Here is a 21,166-nt window from a genome sequence, read left to right on the forward strand (position 1 = left end):
CGTGCCTGTCACCGTCTACCTCGCGGCTGCGGCCGTCGCCCTGTCGGTGCCACTGTTGTGGTGGTCCATCGCTGGGGCGCGGTCGAACAAGATGGTCGATCGCAGCGTCCTGATGGGGACCGGTGGTCCGACCGACCTGCGCGTCGCCGTCCTCCAGCAGTCGGGCATCGAGCGTGCCCGCCCGGCGTTGGGCAACCTCGGTCAACTCGCACGCCGGCTCACCCCTGTCGGCTGGTACGAGGCACTCGAGCGGCGCCTGATGCTCGCGGGACGTCCCGCCGCCTGGACGATGGAACGCGTCCTGGTCGGCAAGCTAGTCCTGGGCACGGCAGGCTTCGGGCTCGGGTTCGTCGCCTTCGCCGACAAGCGCACGGTCCTGTGGCTGCTGGTCTGGGGCGGCATGACGACGCTCGGCTACTTCGCGCCGGACCTGTTGCTGTACAGCCGGGGGATTGAGCGCCGGGAATCGATCCAGAAGTCGCTTCCCGACACCCTCGACCAGATGACGATCGCGGTTGAGGCTGGGCTCGGCTTCGAGTCGGCGATGGCTCGCGCCGGTCGAACGGGGGAGGGCCCCTTGGCTGACGAGCTCGTGCGGACGCTGCAGGAGGTGCAGATCGGCGTGCCGCGCAGCAAGGCGCTTCGCAACCTCGCCGACCGCACCGAACAGCCCGACCTGCGCCACTTCGTCCTCGCCGTCGTCCAGGCCGAGAACTACGGCATCCCGATCGCCGAGGTCCTGCGGGTCCAGGCCGCCGAGCAGCGCATGAAGCGCCGCCAGCGCGCCGAGGAGAAGGCGATGAAGATCCCCGTCAAGATCATCTTCCCGCTCATCCTGTGCATCCTGCCGACGCTGTTCATCGTCATCCTCGGTCCGGCCGCCATCCAGATGAGTCGCACCCTGTTCGGTGACGGCGGCGCGTTCTGAGCCCTCACCACCCACTCGGAGCCCGCCGATGACCTACCAGGACGAGTTGAGGCTGCGGCCGCTGACTTCCTCGTCGTCGGCCAAGACGCTCAAGGAGGCCGCGTTCGACGCCTACGCCGCCGCGGCGGCGTCCGTCGGCCGTCCACGGGCCACGCCGTTGCGGACCGGCTTCGACGTGCTCGATCAGGCCCTCGGTGGGGGTTTCCGCCCGGGCGACCTCGTCGTCTTCGGCGGTGCTCCGGGGGTCGGCAAGACGATCGCGGCGCTGCAGGTCGCCCGTCGTGCCGCGGTCGACGGCCGAAGCAGTGTCTACGTCTCCTATGAACACGACCACGCCACCATGCTCGGGCGCCTGCTGGCCCTGGAGTTGGCAGAACTCCCGGAGCCCGGGCCGCTGGGTGAACTGGACCGGCTGGCGCGCGTCGCCGTCGAGGCCGCCGCCGGCTTCCGGTCGCTCCAGGACGTCCTCGACGCCGAGCCACTACTTGGTCGCGCCTACGGCCGGCTCGACAGCTACGCGGAACGCCTCGTCCTGGTGCAGGCTTCCGGTACGGAAACCGACCTGGTCGAACTGCAACGCCTCGCCGGACAGCACCTCGACCCAGGTGGCCTGCTGGTCGTCGACTACCTGCAGCGCGTCCCGTCCATGTACGAGGACGCGAACGACCACGTCACGGCGATTACGCAGCAACTCAAAGACCTGGCGGCACACCACCAGGTCGTCGTGCTCGCGCTGGTCGCCGCCGACTGGGACGGGCTGCGCACGGGCCGCCTGCGGATGCATCACCTGCGCGGGTCGACCGCGCTGGCCTACGAGTGCGACGTAGCGATCCTGCTCAACGACAAGCACCAGGCCGTCGCCAAGGCACACCTCGCCTACGACACCGCCAACGCCGAGCGGTTCCGGCAGGCGGTGGTGTTCAGTGTCGAGAAGAACCGCGGCGGTCCCGCCATGGTCGACGTCGAGTTCCGCAAGGACTTCGTGCACTACCGCTTCGACCCGCGCGGCGCATACCTGCGTGAACGGCTGGTCGACGACCGACTGGCGGGGGAGTGAAACCGCGCGCCCCCTCAGTCCGTGTCGTTGCTCCAGCCGACCTTCCGGGCCATCGCCACGGCCGACAGCTGCGAGTTCAGCCCGAGCTTCTGCAGGACGGAGCGGATCTGGCTGCGCACCGTCGCCAGCGACACGACGGCCGACGTGGCGATCTGCTCCGCGCTGGCGCCGTCCATCAGCGACTGCAGGACGTGGCGCTCCCGCGGCGTGAGCTGCTCGAACGGGGCCATGCGCGCCTGCTGTTCGCTTCGCAGCCGACGCAGGTCGGCGAGGTACTGCTCGCGTTCACCCGGCGCGAACACCTCGCCCCGTTCGACGGCCCGCTCGACGGCTTCGACGAGCTGGTCGAACGGCTGCGCCTTCGACATCACCCCGATGGCGCCAGCCTCGACGCACTCGGCCAGCCGAAGACGGTCGGTGACGCCGGTCAGCATCAGCACCCGTGCGCCGCGGTCGGTCAGCTCGGGGATCAACGGGACGCTGGTACCGAGGTCGCCGCCGACGTCGAGGTCGAGCAGCGCCACGTCCACCGGCGGATCGGTGGCCGCGGCCAGGATGGCGTCGGCCGTCAGTTCGCCGCAGACCTCGACCTCGAGCCCGCGGTCGCGCAGCGCGAAGCCGAGGCTCTGCGCGAGCAGGCCGTGGTCGTCGACCACCAGCACACGTCGCCCTTGCGTCCCCGTCGTGACCATGTGGGGTGTCCCCTCCCCGTCGCCGGCACGAAGTCCCCGGCGGCTCTCGGACTCTACGCCTTGCCGAGCACGGCCGCATGAACCTCACGACACCGAAGCCGCGCGTGTTGGTCCGGGTGCTGCCACGCATCCTGGCCGAGACCCTGTGTGTCTCGCTGCGGGCACGGCAGGTCGACGCCGTGGTCTGCCCGATCCCCGAACGCCGTCGCGTTGCGCGGGCGCCACAGCAGTTCAGCGTCGCCGTGACCAGCGAGCCGCTGCCGGGCGAACTACTGGCCCGCAGCGTGGTGGTGCTCGACGAGGGCGGCGTCACCCGAAGCGTCGTCCGGGACGGCCGCGAGGAGGCGTGTGACCCCGGAGGCGACCTGGCCGACCTCCTCGCGCTGGTGGTCGGTCTCGCCGGGCAGCTGGGGGAGCCCGAACAGCTCACCGATGCCCTCTGAGAACCCGGGCAGTGTCAGCGCGAAACATGCGCCCGGCACACCGGGACGCTGCTCGAGACGCAGGGTGCCGCCCTGGTCGGCCATGAGTTGTGCGGACACGTACAGGCCCAGGCCACTCCCCGGACGGTGCGTACCGCTGCGGCCGCGATGGCCCCGTTCGAAGACGAGGTCGCGTTCGTCTTCCGCGATGCCTGGCCCCTGGTCCTCGACGCGCAGGACCAGGTCGGGTCCGTCCACCTCGGCACGCACGACGATCGGCCCGGTCCCGTAGCGGCGGGCGTTCTGCAGCAGGTTCTGGACCACCTCGGCGGTGTCGGTCGGGCTGCCGAAGGCGACGAGGTCGTCGCCGACGTGGTTCTCGATCCAGGCGCCGAGCGAGCGTTCGCAGGTCACGACCGCGGAGATGGCCTCCGACAAGCGGAAGCGGCCGAACTGCGGCTCGACGACCTCGGCGGAGACCAGCTGTTGCAGCCGCGAGATCTCCGCGCTGACGGCCGCCGAGAGCCTGGCACGGTCGGCGTCGTCGAGGCGGTCGGAGTAGGCCTGCAGGGCCCGGGTCGCCCCCTCGATGGCGGTCAGCGCGTTGCGGGCCTCGTGGGCGCGTTCGGCCTGGCGGGCATGGTCGACCTCCACCCGCGCCTCGGCGGTGCGCTTCTGCGCCTCCGCCTCGAGCAGCCGGCCACCCTGGGCGAGGTAGGCGTGGGCGAGGGCGATGGTGGCGCCCGCGATCGCCGCCAGCAGGCCCGACACCTCCAGCAGTTGGCTGGCCAGGCGGGTCATCGGCGCCTGCCCGGGCGCGGACGACAACAGGTGGCTGTAGCCGAACAGCAGGAACAGGATCCCGCTCCAGCCCAGGAACGGGCGGTCCTGGCGGTGGGACTTGCGGAAGTACAGCACGCCCATGGCGACCCATGCGAGTGCGAAGCCACGGTCGGCCAAACCACCCGCAGGCGGCGACGCTGTGCTCGCGGTGCCCGTGAGGCTGATCGCCAGCGCAGACACGGCGAGGACCCCGATCAGCATGCCGGCGAGCATGCGGCCGGGACGCAGCGTCGCATCGACGTCAGGAGCGCGCAGCCCCTCGAACACCAGCCACAGGGCCGCGAGCAACCCGCAGAAGCGGATCCAGGGAATCGGTCCGAGGTCGAGCACCGTCGAGGCGACCACCGCGTCGACCGCCACGACCGTCGCCCACACCGCCAGGGCGGTGCCGAGCCAAGCGGCCGCCGCCGCCCCGACGAGACGCCAGCGGAGATAGCAGAGCAACGCGAACAACACGGCGAAGGCGGCAGCGGTCGCGTCGAGCTGGCCGCGCAGCGTGTTGGGACGGATGATCTGCGGCAGCGACACGGTCATGGCGAGCAACAGCAGCAGGCAGGCGAAGATGGTGCCGGCGACGACCGTGGCGGTGAGGGCCTTCGACGCGGGCTGGCCAGCGATCAGCCCGCGGCGGTCCACCCCCCGGTAGCCGCGTCCCGGTGAGGCACCGTCGTCCGACTCGTCGTTCGACCCGCTCCGCATCGTCCCCTGCCCCCATGAGGCGGTCGGACTGGTCCCCCGTCCGACCGCGGACGGTGACGATACGGATGCAGTGGGCGAGATGTGGGCGGTTCGCGAGAATTCACGGAGATTTCATGGCGGCCGTCCGGCCGTCACGAGACCCGTTTGGAGGTGACCCAGTCGGCCAGTTCCCAGGCGACCAGCGCCGCTGCGGAGAAGGTGGCGAGGATGGCGAGGAAGACGAGCAGAGCCGTCAGGGACGACACGGCGACCTCCGAACGTGTGGGGGAGTGGGCGACTCCATGACGCGAGGATGCTGGCTGGGTCCGTTTCTAACCGACGGATCGGGCCCCAGCCAGCACCCTCGACCAGGTTCAGGAGGTGGTTCGTGCCGGCGGGAGCACGCAGACCCCGCCGAACGGACTGGCCGCGGCACGCTCCGCCAGGTCGGTGTCGACCTGCAGCCAGGAGCTGAGGACCGGCGCGGTGACGGTTGCTGCGGTGCCGCGGTCCTCGGGCAGGTCCACCTCGAGGATCTCGGCGCCGCGGGTCGGGTCCTGGGTGTAGAGCAGGTTGGTCTTGCGTCCGGTCTGGCGGCCGTCGGCGTCGTACTCGGGCACCCACTTCGCGCCCCAGGTCTCCTGCACAGCCGTGACCCAGAAGCCGACCTGTCGGATCTCCGACGCGTCGTTGACGTCGAGGATGCGCAGTCCCTGCTGGTACCAGCCCTGCGCGACGTAGCCGTCCTGGTGATAGTCGAAGTAGTGGGCCGAGCAGAACGCTCCCGCCGGGGTCTTCACACCGGTGTCGAGCAGTTCGGTGTTCCACTGGTCGAGCGGGGTGATCGTGCCGCCGTCTTGGACGCCGTCGGGATTGATGGTCGGGTCGAGGTCGGGGACGTGCCAGGTCTGGAACGAACCTTCCGAGGCACAGGTCGTGTCGATGTAGTCCTCCTCGGTGACGAGCAGGACGTTGCCGCGGTCGACGTGCGGTGCCCCGCTGTCGGTGACGCGGTGGCCCTTGGCGTTGCCGCGCGGATCGGACTTGCCGGGCCGCAGGCGAGGACCGGTGAACTTGTCAGCGCTCGGCCGCAGGCTGTTGTGCGAGATGAAGTTGTTCCATTCCGGGTCGCGGCCGTGGACGTCGGAGGAGTTGAGCACGACCGGCGCGGTCGGGTCGGAAACGTCGTAGCCGACGATGCCGCCGGTCCCGACCCACCAGGCCACCTCGTCGGCGTCGACGTCCCAGTCGTGGCCGATGCCGGTGGAGAAGGCCTCATTGGCCTCCATCGGCTGATCCGTGACCTGCGGCAGCAAGACCGGAGCGTCCAGGTCGGTGAGATCGACCACGTCGAACGCGGCGCCACGACCCGACGAGTACGCGTGGGTGCACGCGGTGTTCGCACAGCCGACGGTGTGGGTGTCGGAGCCGACCTCGACGCGGGACCGGACGTAGGGGGCGGTCGGGTCGGTCACGTCGACGATGGCAATCTCGTCGTAGGTGCCGACGTTGGTCGGGTCCGCGGTCGGGGTGACGCCGACGGTGTCGAACCCGACGAGCACGAACTTCGTGCCGTCGGCGCGTTCGCCGAGCTTCACGTTCTCGTTCTGGAAGACCGCGATCGGAACCGCACCCAGCAGGCGGGGCAGCGTGGGGTCGCTGATGTCGTAGGTGCGGACGCCGGTCAGGGTGGAGGCGTACATCACCGGCGCGTCACTGGCGAAGGCGACCGAGATGATCGAGGGGTCGGGGAGGGCGCCGACCAGGTTGACGTTCGGGCTCGGCAGGACCGTGTCCGCGGTCGCGGCGACGATGTCGGTCGTGGTGTCGATCACCCCGCCGACGTCGCCGAGTGTGCTGCTCGGCGCCAGTGCCAACAGCATCGGCGCCACGGCGAGGGCGGCGGTGCCGCGTCGGATTCGCATCAATGATTCTCCCGGTCTCGGACGGCTCTCCCAGCGGCAAACCCAACGCGCGCGCTCGGGGCGGGACACGTGTCCGTCCGGCTGCCGCACGCTCGTGCCGATGTGCCGGTCACCGTCCGGTTGCGATCGTCATATAACGGGCTAGGGTGGAGCCACCGAGCCTCTCGGGGGAGTGACCGTTGGCGAGCAGTCGTGCGAGAACCGGCGATCGCACGCCGTCCGAGCGGCGACATGTCGGCCTCACCCTGCCAAGACGCGTGAAGCAGGCGGCCACCGAGGCCGCCTCGGTGCACGACTGGTCGGTGGGCGACTGGGTGCTGGCCGTTGCCGCCGAGTTCGGCCCCACGCTGCGGAAGCGGCTCGGCACGGTCGAGGTGCGCCGCCGCCCGAAGGTCGAGGACGCCGCCTTCGCCGCCCTGTACCTGACACCCGACGAGCGCGACGAACTCGACGACCAGGCCGTCGCCTGCGGTCTCAACCGCTCCGCCTTCGTCACCGCGGTCGCGCGCCTGGGCCTCGGGGACGAGCTCGAGGACGTCGTCACCGGACTGATCGAACGAGAGGAAGCCCCATGAGCACCCTGACCCTGGAGCAGGCCCGCCGCATCATCGACGCGGCTTTCAACGCCGGCGCCGAACACGGCTACAAGCCGCTGGCGGTGATCGTGCTGGACGCCGGGGGCCACGCCCGCGCCTTCGCCCGCCAGGACGGCGCCTCCAACCTGCGGTTCCAGATCGCCCACGGCAAGGCCTACGGCGCGCTCGGCCTGGGTGTCGGCTCCCGCGCCCTGATGCAACGCGCCGAGGAGCAGGCCTACTTCATCGCCGCCGCGACCGCGGCCGCCGGCGGCGCGCTCGTTCCCGTGCCCGGCGGTGTGCTGGTCGCCGACACCGAGGGCGAGATCATCGGCGCCGTCGGCGTGACCGGTGACACCTCAGACCACGACGAGGTCGCCGCCGTCGCCGGCATCGAGTCCGTCGGCCTGACCGCCATCACCGGCTGAGCGTCGACGAGCGGCGAGGTTCGCTCCGTCGCGTCCCAGTCACGAGGAGTAGTACGCAGCGAGCGCGTCACAGAACGCGCGCCCCTCCTCGGAGAAGAAGAATCCGTCGCAGTAGCCCGGCTCGCTGTACGTGTCGGCGATGGTTCCGAGCGGGTCGAAATCTCCGAAGGGCCAGGCCTCCGAGCGAGCGTGGGTCCTGCACGAATCTCCGTCACCGGTAGCCGGTATGCAGACGTGTTCTGTCCACGCCCGCCGGTACGCAGCCTCCACGGCGGGGTGCAGGCTCGGGACGGCGGTGCGGGGATCCGGATCCCGCGGTGTCACCGGCGTCTCCGGCGTCTCTACCGGCTCTGGCTCCCACGGGTCGTCGGCCGTGACGGCACCGACCGTGCCAATGACGACGAGCGCAAGCATCGCGCCACCGAGAAAGCTCGCGGTCCTGACTGGCAAAGGGCGTCTCCTCGTCTCGTTCGTTGTCCAGACGCACCGCCCGACGCGGAGGTTGCATTCGATCCGAGGACGGTCGTCGAACCGGGGAGCAGCGGCCGGCGAATTCTAGGTTTACGTAATGTAGCTTATGGGGGATTGCGGCAACTGCCGAGAGGAGCTGCGAGCTCCACTGTCAGTGTCACTGAGGCGGCCGCGAAACGGCGGCGCGAAGCTGTTCGTCCTGAGAGCGGCTCTCGTTAGCCGGCTTCGCACCCGAAGGCGATGGCGAGTGCACCGCAGACCGCATCGAGCGTGTCGTCGTCGACGGCGCCGAGCCGCTTCGTCAGCCGGCGCTGACCGATGGTGTGCAGGCCGTCGCAGTTGATGACCGACCACGTGTCGATCCCCGCCCCGCCGTTCACCGCGACCTCGACGGTCAGCCCCCGAGCCTGGGTCGTGACCTCGGCCACGGTGACGTTCGTGCGGACGTCGATCACCTCGTCCCGGGTGATGACCAGCACGGGGCGAGGCTTCCCGCCGACGTCCGCGAGCCAGACGTCAGCGCCTCACGCGTCGCCCCAAGCCTCGGCCCCGTCCCAGTCGGCGTCTTCGGCCTCGGGGCGGGCGAGGTAGGCGTCACGGTCACGCTCGGCGCGGCGCAGGCGGATGGCCTGGCGCAGTCCCTCCCGGGCAGCCTCGGACACGTTGATCCCGAGCTCCCGCGCTTCGGCAGCGAGCTGGTCATCGAGGATCACCGAAGTGCGCATATGGCCAACGTAGCGACGCATACCACGGTGATGCAGCATGCGTTCGCCCGTGACGGTCGAGCGACGGGTCGATCAGCGATCCACGACGTCGAACCACAGGTCGCCGCCGCCCTCGGCGCGGTACGACACCGTGATCTCCTCGTCCTTGGCGATGGCGCGGGTCGACCACAGCTCGGCCGACTCGGTTTCGGGCACCAGCCACAGGTACGCGTTCGGGTCCGCACTGTGGTTGCACATCGACGACACGCCGAGCACCAGGCCGGCCGAGCCGTCGTCGTCCCACTCGTACACGTAGTCGTCGACGATGGTTTCGCGGAGCGCGTCACGTTGCTCGGCGGCGACCACCAGGACCGGCGCCTCCATCAGCAACGTGTCCGCGGCGATCTTCCTGGTGGCGAACAGGCCGCGTCCGGCGACCGACGACTCGCGAACTTCGTACACCGACATCCACCTCGTGACGGCTCGTGGAGCGCGAAGCCTGCCTCATCCGGTCCGTAAGCTCGTTATATGACGTGCAACCGGTGCCCCGCTGCCGGTTCAGTTGACGGGCAGCCCGTGCTTGGCGGCCGCCGACGCGTCGAGCAGCTTGATCGCCTCGTCGATGGTGTCGACCGGGAGCAGGCGCATCCGTCCCGGTTTGAAGTTCTCGAGCTCCCCGGCCTGGATCGCCGGGAAGAGCAGGACGTCGGCTCCCCGGTTGCGGGCGGCGGTGGCCTTGGCGAACAGTCCCCCGATGCGGGTCACTCCCCCGTCGCCCCGGATCCCGCCCGTTCCGGCGATGTGCCGGCCGTGTGCGAGGTCGTGATCGGCGGCGTCGGCGTAGGTCATCAGCGCGATCATCAGGCCGTGCGAGCGACCGAGGGCGAGGTCACGGAACCAGCCGATCGGCGCCAGTTCGGCGAACTGGCCCCCGATGCCCGCGTCGAGCTCCTCCGGTGCGAGGTCGACCACGTGGATCTGTTCGTACGGCAACAACGGACCCGGTCCCACGTAGGTCCGTCCCTCGGCGGAGCGGAAGATGACCGGCTCCTGCGCCCGCCCGACCGCTTCCTGCCATGCGGCACGATCGACCAGGTCGACGCCGTTCATCCGGGTGATGACGAGTTGCTCGGGAAGGAAGTCGAACTTCGGGTCGACGGCCTCGACGAGCAGGCCGAAGGTGACGTCGACGCCGGCACGTGCGAGGCCGACGGCCGCTGCGGCCGGCTCGTTGACCCGGGGCCGCTGGGCGCCCGCGGATGCGCGCATGTTGCGGGTGTGTCCGGTGTCGACCAGCCGGTCGGCGAGTACCTCGATCGCCATGGGCGGCCGTCCGACCGTCAGCCACGACCAGCGACCCGGTGGGTCGATGACCTCACCTTCGATGACCAGGCGGCCGTCGAGCTTCCACGCGTTGCCAGGCGGCTCCTCGTCGACCAGGTGCACCCAGGGCACCGGCGCGAGTACCAGCGCCGTGACCACCAGCAGCGTCTTCGTCGCCCGCATGCGGCGGCGTCGCGGAGCACGCTCCGAACGTCTCATACCGTCGGCCTCCAACCGTCGGATCAGCGCCCTCCCCAAGGCGGGACAGACGGTACCCGATCGGCCAGTGTCCAGTCGGCCCGACACCGGAAATCAACAGCATTGATCACACGGGGTCCCACCAGCGCACACGCGGAACTCGCCTCCTACCCCGATAGGAGCTGCTGGGCCGCCCGAGCCTCGGGAGCGAAGGGCGTGGTGACCGCCGGAGCAGGGGCTGACAGCGAGGCGCCGCAGGCGCCGACGCTGGCGAGCGGAGCGTGGGGTTCGGGGGCGGAACGCCCCCTGCGCAAGCGGTCAGCACGCCCGGAGCGGACGAACGAGAACGAGCCGCCCCATGCGCAGACAGGGCGGCTCGTCGGTCAGGTGGAAGTCAGGTGCGGTCAGTTCTCGTCGGTGCGGCCCTCGCCATCGGCGTCCGGCTGGTTGGTGTCGTCGGGCTGGGTTTCGGGTGCCGGTTGACCGTCGATCTCTTCGTCACTCGGCTTCGGATGGTCGGACATGGTGCCTCCGATGCTGGTCGCGTTTCGGTCAGGCGCGACGGCGGTTGTCGGCACGATCCGTCCGGCCGGTGCGCTCGACGATGAACAGCACGATGAGCACACCGATGATGGAACCGAGGAGTCCGGCGGTGCCCAGCTGCAGGCCCTCGCCGCTGACCAGCGAGGCCAGGACCCCGCCGACGACCGAGCCCACCATCCCGAGCAGGGCGGTGGCGACGAAACCCATCTTCTGACGTCCGGGCATGACGAGCCGGCCGAGGTAGCCGGCGATGATGCCCAACAGGATGAAGGCGATGATCCCCATGGATTGCTCCTTGTCGATCCGTGCCGACAGGATGACGAGGGGCGAGCCCCGGAGCGAGTACCGGGTACCGGTCGTTGGCCGGTCATCGGTGCGATGCTGGCCGGCTGGTCACCGACCGTCGCGGCCGGCCGCAGGCGTGGCGGTCAGTCGATACGGCGGTAGCGGCGGACCGACGCGGGCACGGCGATGGCCAGGATCGCCAGTGCCCACGTCAGCGTGAGCAGCACCGGCCGCAGCGTCGGCCCCCCGATGGACAGGGCCCGCGAGGCGTCGGCGGCCACGGTCACCGGACTGTTCGCCGCGAAGCCCTGCAGCCAGGACGGCATGGTTTCGACCGGGACGAAGATGGAACTGGCAAAGACCAGCGGGAAGACGGCCACGAACCCGGCGGTCTGCGCGGCTTCGGCGCCCGGTACGGCGAGCGCGACGTAGGTGAAGATCCAGCTGAGCACGAACCCGAACAGTCCGACGACCGCCAGCGCGGCGAGCGCCGCCAGCGGGCCCTCGGTGAAGCGGAACCCGAGGACATAGCCGACGGCGGTCATGAGCAGCAGCACGGCGAGGTTGCGTGTCAGGTCGGCGAAGGTGCGCCCGGCGAGGACCGCGTACCGCGACATCGGCATGGAACGGAAGCGGTCGATGACGCCGCGCTCGAGGTCCTCGGCCAGCCCGACCGCGGTCTGGGTGGAGCGGAAGGCGGCCGACTGCACGAAGATCCCTGGCAGCAGGAAGTCGATGTAGTCCACGCCCTCGGGCAGGGCGCCCGCGGCCACGCCGCCGAACACGGCGGAGAAGAGCACGACGAACATCACGGGCTGGATGGTGGAGAACACCAGCAGGCGAGGTTGGCGCAGGAAGTGGCGCAGGTTTCGCTTGGTGACCGTCCAGGCGTCCCGGGCGGCGAGTCTGGCGCCGCCGTGGTCGAGCGGCTGCGCCGGCGAGGATGCGCTCACGAGGCCAACTCCTGGTCGGGGTCCTGGTCGTCGGGTGGGAGCGCGGGGCCGTCGGGGGGCGGGTCGCCGGCACGGTCGCCGGTGAGCTCGAGGAAGACGTCGTCGAGGGTCGGCCGACGCAGGCCGACGTCGCGGACGGCCACGTCGGCTTCCCGCAACCGGGTGGCGACGTCGGCGAGCACCCGCAGGGCCTCGTCCTCCTCGACGTGGACGAGCAGTCGTCGCGGCTCGGGTGCGCGTTCGGCGCCGGGCAGCGCCTGCAGCGCCGCCTCGATGTCGGTGTCGGGTTGCAGCAGCACGTCGACGACCTGCCCGCCGATGCGGTCCTTGAGCTGGTCGCCGGTCCCCTGGGCGATGATCCGGCCGGCGTCGATCACCGCGATCCGGTCGGCGAGCACGTCGGCTTCCTCGAGGTACTGCGTGGTGAGCAGCAACGTGGTGCCCTCGCGGACCAGCTCGCGGGTGACGTCCCAGATCGCGTTGCGGCTGCGCGGGTCGAGGCCGGTGGTCGGCTCGTCGAGGAACAGCAGTTGCGGTGAGACGAGCAGGCTCGAGGCCAGGTCCAGCCGTCGCCGCATTCCGCCGGAGTAGGTGCGGGCCGGACGGTCACCGGCGGTGGCGAGGTCGAACCGCTCGAGCAGTTCGTCGGCCCGGCGGCGCGCGTCGCGGACCGGCAGGTGAAACAGTTCGCCGAACATGCGCAGGTTCTCGCGGCCGGTGAGCAGCTCGTCGACCGCGGCGTACTGGCCGGTCAACCCGATCAGGCGCCGCACCCGCGACGCCTCCTCGACGACGTCGTGCCCGAACACCTCGGCGCGCCCGCCGTCCGGCGGCAACAGCGTGGCCAGCACGCGCACGAGGGTCGTCTTGCCGGCTCCGTTGGGCCCGAGGAGCCCCAGGACCTCGCCGCGGGCGACCTCGAGGTCGACGCCGGCGAGCGCTTCGTCACCGCCGAAACGCTTTCGGACCTGTTCGACGCGGACCGCGGTACTCATGCGGTGAGTGCTCCGGGTAGGGACGACCGCCCCGTCGCCGTCGTCACAGCCGCTCGCGTGCGTAGGCGGTCGCCAGGCTGTCGGCATACTCGTTCCACCGGTTGCCGGCGTGGGCCTTGATCCAGCGCAGTTCCAGCTCCGGACGCGCCGAGACGGCCTCGTACAGGGGCTGCACGAGGTCGAGGTTCTCGACCGGGCCGGTCTTGCGCCGCCAGCCCCGCTTCGCCCAGCCGGCGGCCCATTCGTTGACGGTGCGGACGGCGAGGTTGGAGTCGCTGTAGACGGTCGCAGGGGTACCGGCGGGCACGAGTTCGATGCCACGCAACAGGGCGGTCAGCTCCATGCGGTTGTTGGTGGTGTGTGGCTCGGACCCGTGGTCGGTGGCGATGACCTCGCCGTCGACCACGTACACCGCCCCCCAGCCACCGGGCCCGGGGTTGGGGCTGGCGGAGCCGTCGGTGAACACGCCGGTGTCGGGACCGTCGCGGTACTTGTCGAGCACCTCGGCCAGCGTGAGCTGTTCCTCACCGGCGAACCTCGCACGCGACCGACTGCCCGAACGTGGCGCGGACCGACTGCTCCCCCGGTAGCAACGGGTGCACGTCCTGGGCGTCCACCCGGGAAAGCGCGCCAGGAGTTCGGCGGAGGGCACGAAGGTGTCCCCGCAGGAGCTGCAGCGAAGGGGCGTGGTCTCGGACATGGTGCGCGAGCCTACTGACCCGGCGCGACCAGCCGGACTACAGCCGCTGTTCGGTGACCAGCAGGCGCGAGCCGAAGACGTCGCGTGTGTACCGGCTGGGCAGACCGCGGTCGATCAGGAACTCGGCCGGTTCGGCCTCGAGGTCGAACCCGACCGTCATCGAGCAGGTCTCGCAGCGGTACTTGCCGAGGCCGATCATGCCCCCGATGAGGTGCTGCTCACCGTCGCAGCGGGTGCAGGAGCGGGTAGCGGGCACGTCGGCAAGGGCCGTACCGCCAGCGGGAAACGTCGTCTCGTCCATGGCTCCAGCCTACCTGCCGCTGCCGGCCCTCCCGTGCATCGACTGCGTCCGGAGGTCCCGGGTCCATCAGAGCTACTACCGAGCTCGCACCGTACTGCTCACACGGGCGCTTCGGAGGCAACTCGCGTGACCAGTACTCGTCCCCCGTCGTCCGTTCTGACCAGTTCGATACGCCAACCGGCCGGCCCGCGCGGTGGCCGCCCCAGCGCGCGCCACCATGCGGGCGTGTCCAGCGGCAGGCCGTGGCTGGCGAACTCGACCGCGTCGACGTCCCGCGTCCGCAGCCACGTTCGGACCGGCTTCGGTCGTGGCGGCAGCACGGCATGGATCTCGCGGTGGTCGTACCAGGGGCTCGGCGTGGGGACGTCGTCCGCGGTCAGCAGTGCCCGTGTCTCGGCCACGCGGCGCGCACCGATCTCGGCGCCGATCTCGTCGTGAAGCCGGGCGCGGACGGCGGCCGGTGCGACCTCGATCAGCACGCCGCCGACCTCGCCGACCGGGCGGCGCAGGCGCGGTGCGTCCGTGTGCCGTGGGCGCGTGTGTCCGCCGGGGAGCAGCGTGGCACGGGCGGCGACCCCGGCGGTGCGCAGGGCGCCGGTCCATGCGACCGATTCCCGCAGCGTGCCGGCGAACTGCACGAACTCCAGTTCGGCGGCTGGAGGCAGCTCGGGATCATCGAGGTCGACCGCGGGCGAGAGCACGACCGCGAGTCCGCGCGACGAGGCGTGCCTCGCCACCAACGCGCCGACGGGTGGCAGGTGTTCGGCGAGTCGACGGATACGCCGACCGTCGGCGCGGCGGCGACCCGGGTCGGCATGGACGAGGGCACCGTCGGGGACCTCGACCGCGAGTGCATCGCCGGGCCGCGTCACCACGTCGAGGTCGAGCGCCCGGGCGTTGTGCTCGAGCAGTACCAGCCGCGCTTCGTCGAGGTCGACCGCCGTCACCGTCGCGCCGTTCTCAGCCGCCGCCAGCGCGTCACCTCCGAGACCGCTGCACAGGTCCCACACCGCCTGCCCGGCGAGTCGCCGTGTCCGCCATGCGCTGACCTCGGGATCGCTCGCCTGCTCGAGCCCTTCGCGGGTGAACAGCAACCGTTCCGCCTGTGGCCAACGGTCGCGGGCGCGTCGTCGTGCGCTGGCAGCGGCCACGACCGCTGCGGTCCGCGGCGCCGTCAGGCCCTGTCCGCGCAGCGCCGCCACCACCGCCACCTCGGTCGCGCCGGCGTCGAGTTCTGCCGTCGTCGACGCGACCAGTGCACGGCCGACGTCGACCAACCAGCGCGCCGTCCCGACATTCAGTTCTTCCACGAAGCCGCGTTCCTGCTCGATTGGCCGGCCAGATGGACCGAGACCGGTACTAGGAGGGTTGCACAGGTTTCTCTACAGTCTCCGCCGTGTACCGCCGTGGGGTGGTACGGCACCCGATGGGAGGCACGAACCCGATGGCATCCGCCAAGAAGACCGCAGCCAAGAAGACGGCCGCCAAGTCGTCGGCCAAGAAGACCGCCGCGAAGAAGACCGCGGCCACGTCGACGGCGAAGAAGACCGCAGCGAAGAAGACCGCGGCCACGTCGACGGGCAAGAAGACCGCCGCGAAGAAGACGGCCGCGAAGAAGACCGCGGCCAAGTCGTCGGCGAAGAAGACCGCAGCACGGGCGACGAGCACCGGCGGTGAGAACCTCATCGTCACCTCGAAGCTGCGTGAAGCGGTGCGGTCCCAGGACGTGCGCATGTCCTCGGATCTCGTCGAGGCCCTCAACGCCCACGTGCACGAGGTACTCACGCGCGCCGTCGCCCGGGCCAAGGGCAACGGTCGCGGCACGGTGCGCCCGAACGACCTGTAACACCGGGCGAACCGCTCGACGCCAGGGGATGGCGTGCGACCCGCATCGGGTCCACGCCATCCCCTGTTCGTTGCGGGGAACCGCCCTGCGCGTGGGGGACGCAAGGTGGGGGCAGGGGGACGAGGGCGCGCCGCTACGTTTGGGCGCATGGAACTCCTGCGACTCGACCCCGCCACCGACGACCTCGGGCCCGACCCCGTGCTGGTGCTCTCGTTCGACGGCTGGACCGACGCCGGTGAGGGCGGCACGGCGGCCGCGGATGCACTGCGCCAGGTCGCCGACCCGATCCGGATCGGTAGCTTCGACGGTGACGCGCTCTACGACTACCGCGACCGCCGCCCCCAGCTGAGCATCGACCGCGGGGTACTCGCGCAGCCCGTGTGGCCGGAGTTGACCGTCGAGGCGTTGCGTCCGTCCAGCGGTCCGGCGCTGATCCTGGTGACCGGCGCCGAACCCGACCTCGCCTGGCAGAAGCTCGGCCGTGACCTGGTCGCGCTCGCCCGCCACTTCGGTGCCACCCGCTACGTCGGCCTGGGTGCGGTACCGGGCCCGATCCCCCACACCCGCCCCGTGCAGGTCCTGGCCACCTCCAACGACCTGCAGCTGCTCGAGCGCATGGGACGGCCCCACGAACCGCTGGTCGTGCCGTCGTCGTGCCAGTCGGCGATGGAGGCGCTGCTGGCGTCGGCCGGCATCACCACGCTCGGCCTGTGGGCACGCATCCCCCACTACATCGCCGGCGACTACCCCGACGGCGCCCGGGCGCTGCTCGAGCGCTTCACCGGCTACCTCGGCACACCGGTCGACCTGAGCCAGTTCGACGAGGCGGCCAGCGACAACCGTGCCAAGCTCGACCTGGCTGCCGCCTCCTCCGAGGAGGTCACCGAGCACGTCCGCCAGCTCGAGCGCCTCTACGACGCCGAGGTCGAGGCCGAACGGCTCGCGGAGGGCGGCACCTCGGGCAGCGAACTGAGCGAGGTGCCGGTGCCCTCGGCGGACGAGCTGGCCGCGGAGATCGAGCGCTTCCTCAGCGGCCGGACGGAGTGACGCTCAGAGGGTGAAGTCGAGGTCCGCCTCCATCTCGGCCACGTCCATCTGCGCCTTCTGCAGCTTGCCGCTGAAGTCCCAGTTCATGCTCTGCCAGCGGGTCACCTGGTCCAGCATCCAGATCCCGGACTGTCGTGCGCCGTTGCCCGACTTGCCGTTGCCGCCGAAGGGCAGGTGTGCCTCGGCGCCGGACGTGGAGTTGTTCACGCTGACCATGCCGGCCGAGACCTGCTCGCGGAACCGGAACGCGGACGTCGGGTCGTTGGTGTAGATCGCCGAGGACAGTCCGTACCCGTGGCCGTTGGCGAGCGCGATCGCCTCGTCGAAGCCGTCGAACGTCGCGACCGGGACGACGGGGCCGAACGTCTCGTTGCGGTACAGGGCGTCCTCGGCGGTGACGCCGTCGACGATGACGGGGTGCTCGAACAACCCCTTGGACGCGTCGCCGACGAATCCGTCACGGGGGTTGTCGGCCGTGATGCGTCCGAGCCCCTGCGAGCCCGACGTGCGGTGGTGGGGCTGGATCTCGCCGAGCCACTTCTCGAAGCCGTCGGCGAACCGCTGCGAGATCATCGGGCCGAACAGCACCGGCTCGTACGGGTCGCCGACCGCCGCAGCCTCGACCGCGCGGGTGAAGCGCTCCAGGAAGGTGGCGTGGACCGACTCGTGGACGATCGCCACCCCGAGTGAGGTGCAACGCTGACCGGCCGTGCCGAAGCCGGAGAACAACGCGCCCTCCACCGCGAGGTCGAGGTCGGCGTCGGGCATTACGACCAGCGGGTTCTTGCCGCCGAGCTCCAGGGTCGGCGTCACCAGGTGCCGGCCGCACAGGGCCGCGATGTCCCGACCCACGGCGGACGAGCCCGTGAAGCCGACCTTGTGCAGGTGGCCGGCTTCGAGCGCCTGTTCCAGCCCGGCTGCCGTCTCCTGCCCGTCGGCGACGACGAGCTGGACGACGCCGGCCGGGATGCCCGCGGCCTCGATGCAACGCACGAAGGCGTCGGCGATCGCGGGTGCATACTCGGCGGGCTTCCACACCACCGTGTTGCCCGCGAGCAGGGCCGGCACGAGGTACCACGAGGGCACGGCGATCGGGAAGTTGCCGGCCGTGATGACGGCCATCGTGCCGACCGGCTCACGGAAGGTGAAGAGCTGCTTGTCCGGCATTTCGCTCGGCACGGTCTGGCCGTACAGGCGTCGCCCTTCGGAGGCGAAGAAGACGCAGGTGTCGATGACCTCCTGCACCTCGCCAAGCGCCTCGGCGTACGGCTTGCCGATCTCGCGGGTCACGAGCCGCGCGAGCGCCTCCTTGTTGTTGGCGACGATGCGTCCGAGGTCACCGATGGCGCCGCCGCGTACGGGGGCGGGCGTGGCGGCCCAGCCGTCCTGTGCCGCGGCTGCGGCGGCGGCCGCCTTCAGGAACGTGTCTGCCGTCGCGAGGTTGACGCGCCCGATGACGTCGTCGAGGTCACCCGGACTGCGCAGTTCGACCACCTCGCCACCGTCGACGGTCTCGCCGTTGATGCGTGAGCCGAGTTCGTGCAGGGTCGCCATGATGCTGGGCCTTTCTCCGGCGCACGGCCGTCGAGTCAGGAGAGGTCGGTCAGGACGCGGTCGAGCGCCGCGACGCCGTGCTCGAGTTCGTCCTCGGTCACGGTCAGCGTGGGACGGAAGCGCAGGGTCCGTTCGCCACAGCCGAGCAGGAACACGTGCTCGTCGGCGAACAGCCGCGCGGTGACGGTGTCGCGCGTAGCGGCGTCCGGCAGGTCGAGCGCGCACATGAGTCCGCGGCCACGGACGCCGCCGACCATCGGGTGGCGCTGCGCCAATCCGTGGAGCCGGTCGAGCAGGACCTCGCCGAGCTTCGCGGCACGTTCGACGAGACCGTCACGTTCGATCACCTGCAGCATCACGGTGGCGCGCACGATGTCGGCGAGCCCGCCACCGAACGTGGAGTTGATCCGCGACGAGGTGCGGAACACGTGGCCGTCGACCTCGTCGAGTCGACCGCCGGCCATGACGCCGCACACGTGCGTCTTCTTGCCGAACGCCACGACGTCGGGGGTCAACCCGAGCTGCTGGTAGGCCCACGGCGTGCCCGTCAGCCCGACGCCGGTCTGCACCTCGTCACAGACGAACAGCGCGTCGTGTTCGTGGGCGAGCTCCTGCAACTGCTGCAGGAACCGCGGCGAGAGGTGACGGTCGCCACCCTCGCCCTGGATCGGCTCGACCAGGATGCAGGCGATGTCGTGCGGTGCGGCGGCGAAGGCCTCCCGGGCCTGCCGCAGCGCTTGATCCTCGGCGGCGAGGTTGGCGTCGGCGTTCGGCCCGAGCGGGAACGCGAGCGCCGGCGTGTCGATCCGTGGCCAGGCGAACTTCGGGAAGCGGGCCACCTTGTTGGGGTCGGTGTTGGTCAGGCTCATGGTGTAGCCGGTGCGCCCGTGGAACGCGCCCGACAGGTGCAGGACCTGCATGCCGAGCGCCGGGTCGCGGCCGGCTGCCTCGTTGTGGCGTGACTTGAAGTCGAAGGCGGTCTTGATCGCGTTCTCGACCGCGAGCCCGCCGCCCTCCACCAGGAACAGGTACGGCAGCGACGGATCACCGAGGACGCGCTCGAACGCGTCGACGAACGCCGCCAGTTCGACCGTGTACACGTCGGAGTTGGACGGCTTGTGCGTGGCCGCCCGTGCCAGCGACGCTTGCGTGTCCGCCGCGGTCAGCGCCGGGTGGTTCATGCCCAGCGCGTTGGACGCGAAGAACGTGAACAGGTCGAGGTAGCTCGTGCCGGTCCGCGCGTCGACCAGGCGTGCGCCGGCGCTGGCGTCGAGGTCCAGCACGAAGTCGTAGCCGTCCACGAGCATGTGGCGACCCAGGACCTCCTGGACGCGGTCCGGCGTGATCATCGAGCTCCCTTCGAAGGCGTGCCGCGACGCTAGACCCCTCCCCTCGCCCGGCGGCGGACGCATCGGCCCCCCGACCGATAGGCGCACGCGTTCAGCCGCGGAGTTGCTCGACGACGTGATCGACGCATGCGGTGTAGGCCTCGACGTCGGCCAGATCGACCGCCGGGAACATGCCGAGCCGCAGCTGGTTGCGTCCGAGCTTGCGGTAGGCGTCGGTGTCGAGGATGCCGTTGGCACGCAGCACGGCGTTCACCTCGTCGGCGCTGATCGTGTCGTCGAGGTCGATGGTGGCGACCACCAGCGAGCGCGCCTCGGCCTCGGCGACGAAGGGCTGGGCCCACGCGCGCGACTCGGCCCAGCGGTAGACGGCGTCGGCCTTGCGCCGCTGCTCGGCGACCACCCCGTCGAGCCCGCCGAAGGTCGCGTTCATCCAGTCGACCTGCTCCGCCGCGAGGAACACCGTGGAGACGCTGGGGGTGTTGTAGGTCTGGTGCTTGCGGCTGTTGTCCAGCGCGGTCGCGAGGTCGAGGAACGTCGGCACGTAACGATCGCTCTCGGCGATCCGCACGATGCGTTCGACGGCGGCCGGCGAGAGGATCGCCACCACGAGCCCGCCTTCGGACGCGAACCCCTTCTGCAGGCTGAAGTAGTACACGTCGGTGGCGGCGAGGTCGACAGGTAGCCCCCCGGCACCGGAGGTGGCATCCACCACGACCAGGGCGTCGTCGACCCGGCGGGGCTGCTGCATGACCCCCGTGGAGGTCTCGTTGTGGGTGAACGCCTGCACGTCGCAACCCTCGGCGGGTGATGGTGCGGGCACCGACCCGGGGTCGACCTTCACCACGTCGGGGTCGTCGAGCCACGGCGCCGCGGCCGTCGCGGCGGCGAATTTGCCGCTGAACTCGCCGAACACGTAGTGGCGTGCGCGACGTTCGACGATGCCGAACGCGGCCGCGTCCCAGAACGCCGTCGCGCCGCCGACCGACAGCAGGATCTCGTAGCCGTCGGGGAGGTCGAACAGCGTGGCCAGGCCCTCCTGGAGGCGCCGGACCTGGTCCTTCACCCGCGGCTGCCGATGGGAGGTGCCCAACAGCTGGTCACCGACCTCCGCGAGACGTGCCAGCGCCTCCGGGCGCACCTTGGAGGGGCCGCAGCCGAAGCGCCCGTCGGCGGGCAACAGCTCGGAGGGCAGGACGAGATCGGACATGGGGCGTGCCTCCGGGCGCAGGGCGGTCGGCGACGCACCGACCGGGGCGGACGAGTCAACCCGCTCCGCCGAGATGACGCCAACCGCACGGTGGATAGGCTCGCAACCGGCCTCCGCCCCACCGATCCCCCCGAAGTGAGCT

Annotated in this window: 22 protein-coding genes and 1 pseudogene; 6 read left to right on the top strand and 17 right to left on the bottom strand. The window is 70.7% G+C overall.

Annotated features, from left to right (window positions below; translation table 11 throughout):
- Position 1: 1 nt before the first annotated feature.
- Together ACERMF_RS07575 and ACERMF_RS07580 are read left to right on the top strand one after the other, a co-directional pair.
- Positions 2 to 928, top strand: coding sequence for a type II secretion system F family protein (locus tag ACERMF_RS07575; RefSeq protein ID WP_373668449.1), 927 nt, complete (start codon positions 2 to 4; stop codon positions 926 to 928).
- Positions 929 to 956: 28 nt separating this feature from the next.
- Entirely contained in the window at positions 957 to 1,985 is a 1,029-nt protein-coding gene (locus tag ACERMF_RS07580; protein WP_373668450.1) for a DnaB-like helicase C-terminal domain-containing protein, read from the top strand.
- A 14-nt stretch (positions 1,986 to 1,999) separates the two neighbouring features.
- Here ACERMF_RS07580 and ACERMF_RS07585 read toward each other — a convergent pair whose 3' ends face one another.
- From ACERMF_RS07585 to ACERMF_RS07595, 3 genes are all read right to left on the bottom strand, one after another.
- Positions 2,000 to 2,677 carry a LuxR C-terminal-related transcriptional regulator gene (locus tag ACERMF_RS07585; RefSeq protein WP_373668451.1) on the bottom strand — a complete coding sequence of 226 codons (678 nt, stop codon included), beginning with the start codon at positions 2,675 to 2,677 and terminating at the stop codon, positions 2,000 to 2,002.
- 269 nt (positions 2,678 to 2,946) lie between these two features.
- Entirely contained in the window at positions 2,947 to 4,641 is a 1,695-nt protein-coding gene (locus tag ACERMF_RS07590; protein WP_373668452.1) for a sensor histidine kinase, read from the bottom strand.
- 353 nt (positions 4,642 to 4,994) lie between these two features.
- Positions 4,995 to 6,545 carry a hypothetical protein gene (locus ACERMF_RS07595; protein ID WP_373668453.1) on the bottom strand — a complete coding sequence of 517 codons (1,551 nt, stop codon included), beginning with the start codon at positions 6,543 to 6,545 and terminating at the stop codon, positions 4,995 to 4,997.
- Between the two features lie 257 nt (positions 6,546 to 6,802).
- Here ACERMF_RS07595 and ACERMF_RS07600 point away from each other — a divergent pair, with 257 nt between their 5' ends.
- Together ACERMF_RS07600 and ACERMF_RS07605 are read left to right on the top strand one after the other, a co-directional pair.
- A complete protein-coding gene (locus tag ACERMF_RS07600) occupies positions 6,803 to 7,120 on the top strand; it encodes a hypothetical protein (RefSeq protein WP_373668454.1) in 318 nt (105 codons plus the stop codon).
- A complete protein-coding gene (locus tag ACERMF_RS07605; protein ID WP_373668455.1) occupies positions 7,117 to 7,548 on the top strand; it encodes a heme-binding protein in 432 nt (143 codons plus the stop codon). The genes ACERMF_RS07600 and ACERMF_RS07605 overlap by 4 nt, the downstream gene beginning before the upstream one ends.
- A gap of 39 nt (positions 7,549 to 7,587) precedes the next feature.
- Here ACERMF_RS07605 and ACERMF_RS07610 read toward each other — a convergent pair whose 3' ends face one another.
- The 11 genes and pseudogenes from ACERMF_RS07610 to ACERMF_RS07660 form a co-directional block, all read right to left on the bottom strand.
- On the bottom strand, positions 7,588 to 7,998 hold the full coding sequence (locus tag ACERMF_RS07610) for a hypothetical protein (RefSeq protein ID WP_373668456.1): 411 nt from the start codon (positions 7,996 to 7,998) through the stop codon (positions 7,588 to 7,590).
- Positions 7,999 to 8,234: 236 nt separating this feature from the next.
- Positions 8,235 to 8,525 (bottom strand): annotated as a pseudogene (locus ACERMF_RS07615) (type II toxin-antitoxin system PemK/MazF family toxin); the annotation flags it as partial.
- 18 nt (positions 8,526 to 8,543) lie between these two features.
- The gene (locus ACERMF_RS07620; protein ID WP_373668457.1) at positions 8,544 to 8,732 is read right to left on the bottom strand and encodes a type II toxin-antitoxin system CcdA family antitoxin; all 189 of its coding nucleotides are present in this window, start codon (positions 8,730 to 8,732) and stop codon (positions 8,544 to 8,546) included.
- Positions 8,733 to 8,816: 84 nt separating this feature from the next.
- Positions 8,817 to 9,185, bottom strand: a complete 369-nt coding sequence (locus ACERMF_RS07625) for an SET domain-containing protein-lysine N-methyltransferase (RefSeq protein ID WP_373668458.1) — start codon at positions 9,183 to 9,185, stop codon at positions 8,817 to 8,819.
- A 96-nt stretch (positions 9,186 to 9,281) separates the two neighbouring features.
- Entirely contained in the window at positions 9,282 to 10,229 is a 948-nt protein-coding gene (locus ACERMF_RS07630) for a hypothetical protein (protein ID WP_373668459.1), read from the bottom strand.
- A gap of 567 nt (positions 10,230 to 10,796) precedes the next feature.
- Positions 10,797 to 11,072, bottom strand: a complete 276-nt coding sequence (locus ACERMF_RS07635; RefSeq protein ID WP_373668460.1) for a GlsB/YeaQ/YmgE family stress response membrane protein — start codon at positions 11,070 to 11,072, stop codon at positions 10,797 to 10,799.
- A gap of 143 nt (positions 11,073 to 11,215) precedes the next feature.
- Complete coding sequence (locus tag ACERMF_RS07640) at positions 11,216 to 12,025, bottom strand: ABC transporter permease (RefSeq protein WP_373668461.1); 810 nt, start codon at positions 12,023 to 12,025, stop codon at positions 11,216 to 11,218.
- Positions 12,022 to 13,020 (bottom strand): ATP-binding cassette domain-containing protein, encoded by a 999-nt coding sequence (locus ACERMF_RS07645; RefSeq protein WP_373668462.1) that lies wholly within the window; start codon positions 13,018 to 13,020, stop codon positions 12,022 to 12,024. The genes ACERMF_RS07640 and ACERMF_RS07645 overlap by 4 nt, the downstream gene beginning before the upstream one ends.
- Positions 13,021 to 13,063: 43 nt before the next feature.
- Positions 13,064 to 13,720 (bottom strand): ribonuclease H, encoded by a 657-nt coding sequence (locus ACERMF_RS07650; protein WP_373668463.1) that lies wholly within the window; start codon positions 13,718 to 13,720, stop codon positions 13,064 to 13,066.
- Positions 13,721 to 13,757: 37 nt separating this feature from the next.
- Complete coding sequence (locus tag ACERMF_RS07655) at positions 13,758 to 14,021, bottom strand: hypothetical protein (RefSeq protein ID WP_373668464.1); 264 nt, start codon at positions 14,019 to 14,021, stop codon at positions 13,758 to 13,760.
- Positions 14,022 to 14,119: 98 nt separating this feature from the next.
- Positions 14,120 to 15,331: a hypothetical protein gene (locus tag ACERMF_RS07660; RefSeq protein ID WP_373668465.1), complete on the bottom strand. Its 1,212-nt coding sequence runs from the start codon at positions 15,329 to 15,331 to the stop codon at positions 14,120 to 14,122.
- 134 nt (positions 15,332 to 15,465) lie between these two features.
- Here ACERMF_RS07660 and ACERMF_RS07665 point away from each other — a divergent pair, with 134 nt between their 5' ends.
- Positions 15,466 to 15,867 (top strand): hypothetical protein, encoded by a 402-nt coding sequence (locus tag ACERMF_RS07665; protein ID WP_373668466.1) that lies wholly within the window; start codon positions 15,466 to 15,468, stop codon positions 15,865 to 15,867.
- A 147-nt stretch (positions 15,868 to 16,014) separates the two neighbouring features.
- On the top strand, positions 16,015 to 16,914 hold the full coding sequence (locus ACERMF_RS07670; RefSeq protein ID WP_373668467.1) for a PAC2 family protein: 900 nt from the start codon (positions 16,015 to 16,017) through the stop codon (positions 16,912 to 16,914).
- A gap of 3 nt (positions 16,915 to 16,917) precedes the next feature.
- Here the strand turns inward: ACERMF_RS07670 and ACERMF_RS07675 are convergent, their stop codons facing one another.
- The 3 genes from ACERMF_RS07675 to serC all read right to left on the bottom strand — a co-directional run bounded on the left by ACERMF_RS07675 (position 16,918) and on the right by serC (position 21,024).
- Positions 16,918 to 18,468 (bottom strand): aldehyde dehydrogenase family protein, encoded by a 1,551-nt coding sequence (locus ACERMF_RS07675; RefSeq protein ID WP_373668468.1) that lies wholly within the window; start codon positions 18,466 to 18,468, stop codon positions 16,918 to 16,920.
- 35 nt (positions 18,469 to 18,503) lie between these two features.
- A complete protein-coding gene (gene lat, locus ACERMF_RS07680) occupies positions 18,504 to 19,814 on the bottom strand; it encodes an L-lysine 6-transaminase (protein ID WP_373668814.1) in 1,311 nt (436 codons plus the stop codon).
- Positions 19,815 to 19,908: 94 nt separating this feature from the next.
- A complete protein-coding gene (gene serC, locus ACERMF_RS07685; RefSeq protein ID WP_373668469.1) occupies positions 19,909 to 21,024 on the bottom strand; it encodes a phosphoserine transaminase in 1,116 nt (371 codons plus the stop codon).
- Between the last annotated feature and the right edge of the window lie 142 nt (positions 21,025 to 21,166).

The sequence above is a fragment of the Egicoccus sp. AB-alg6-2 genome, assembly GCF_041821025.1.
GTDB lineage: Bacteria > Actinomycetota > Nitriliruptoria > Nitriliruptorales > Nitriliruptoraceae > Egicoccus.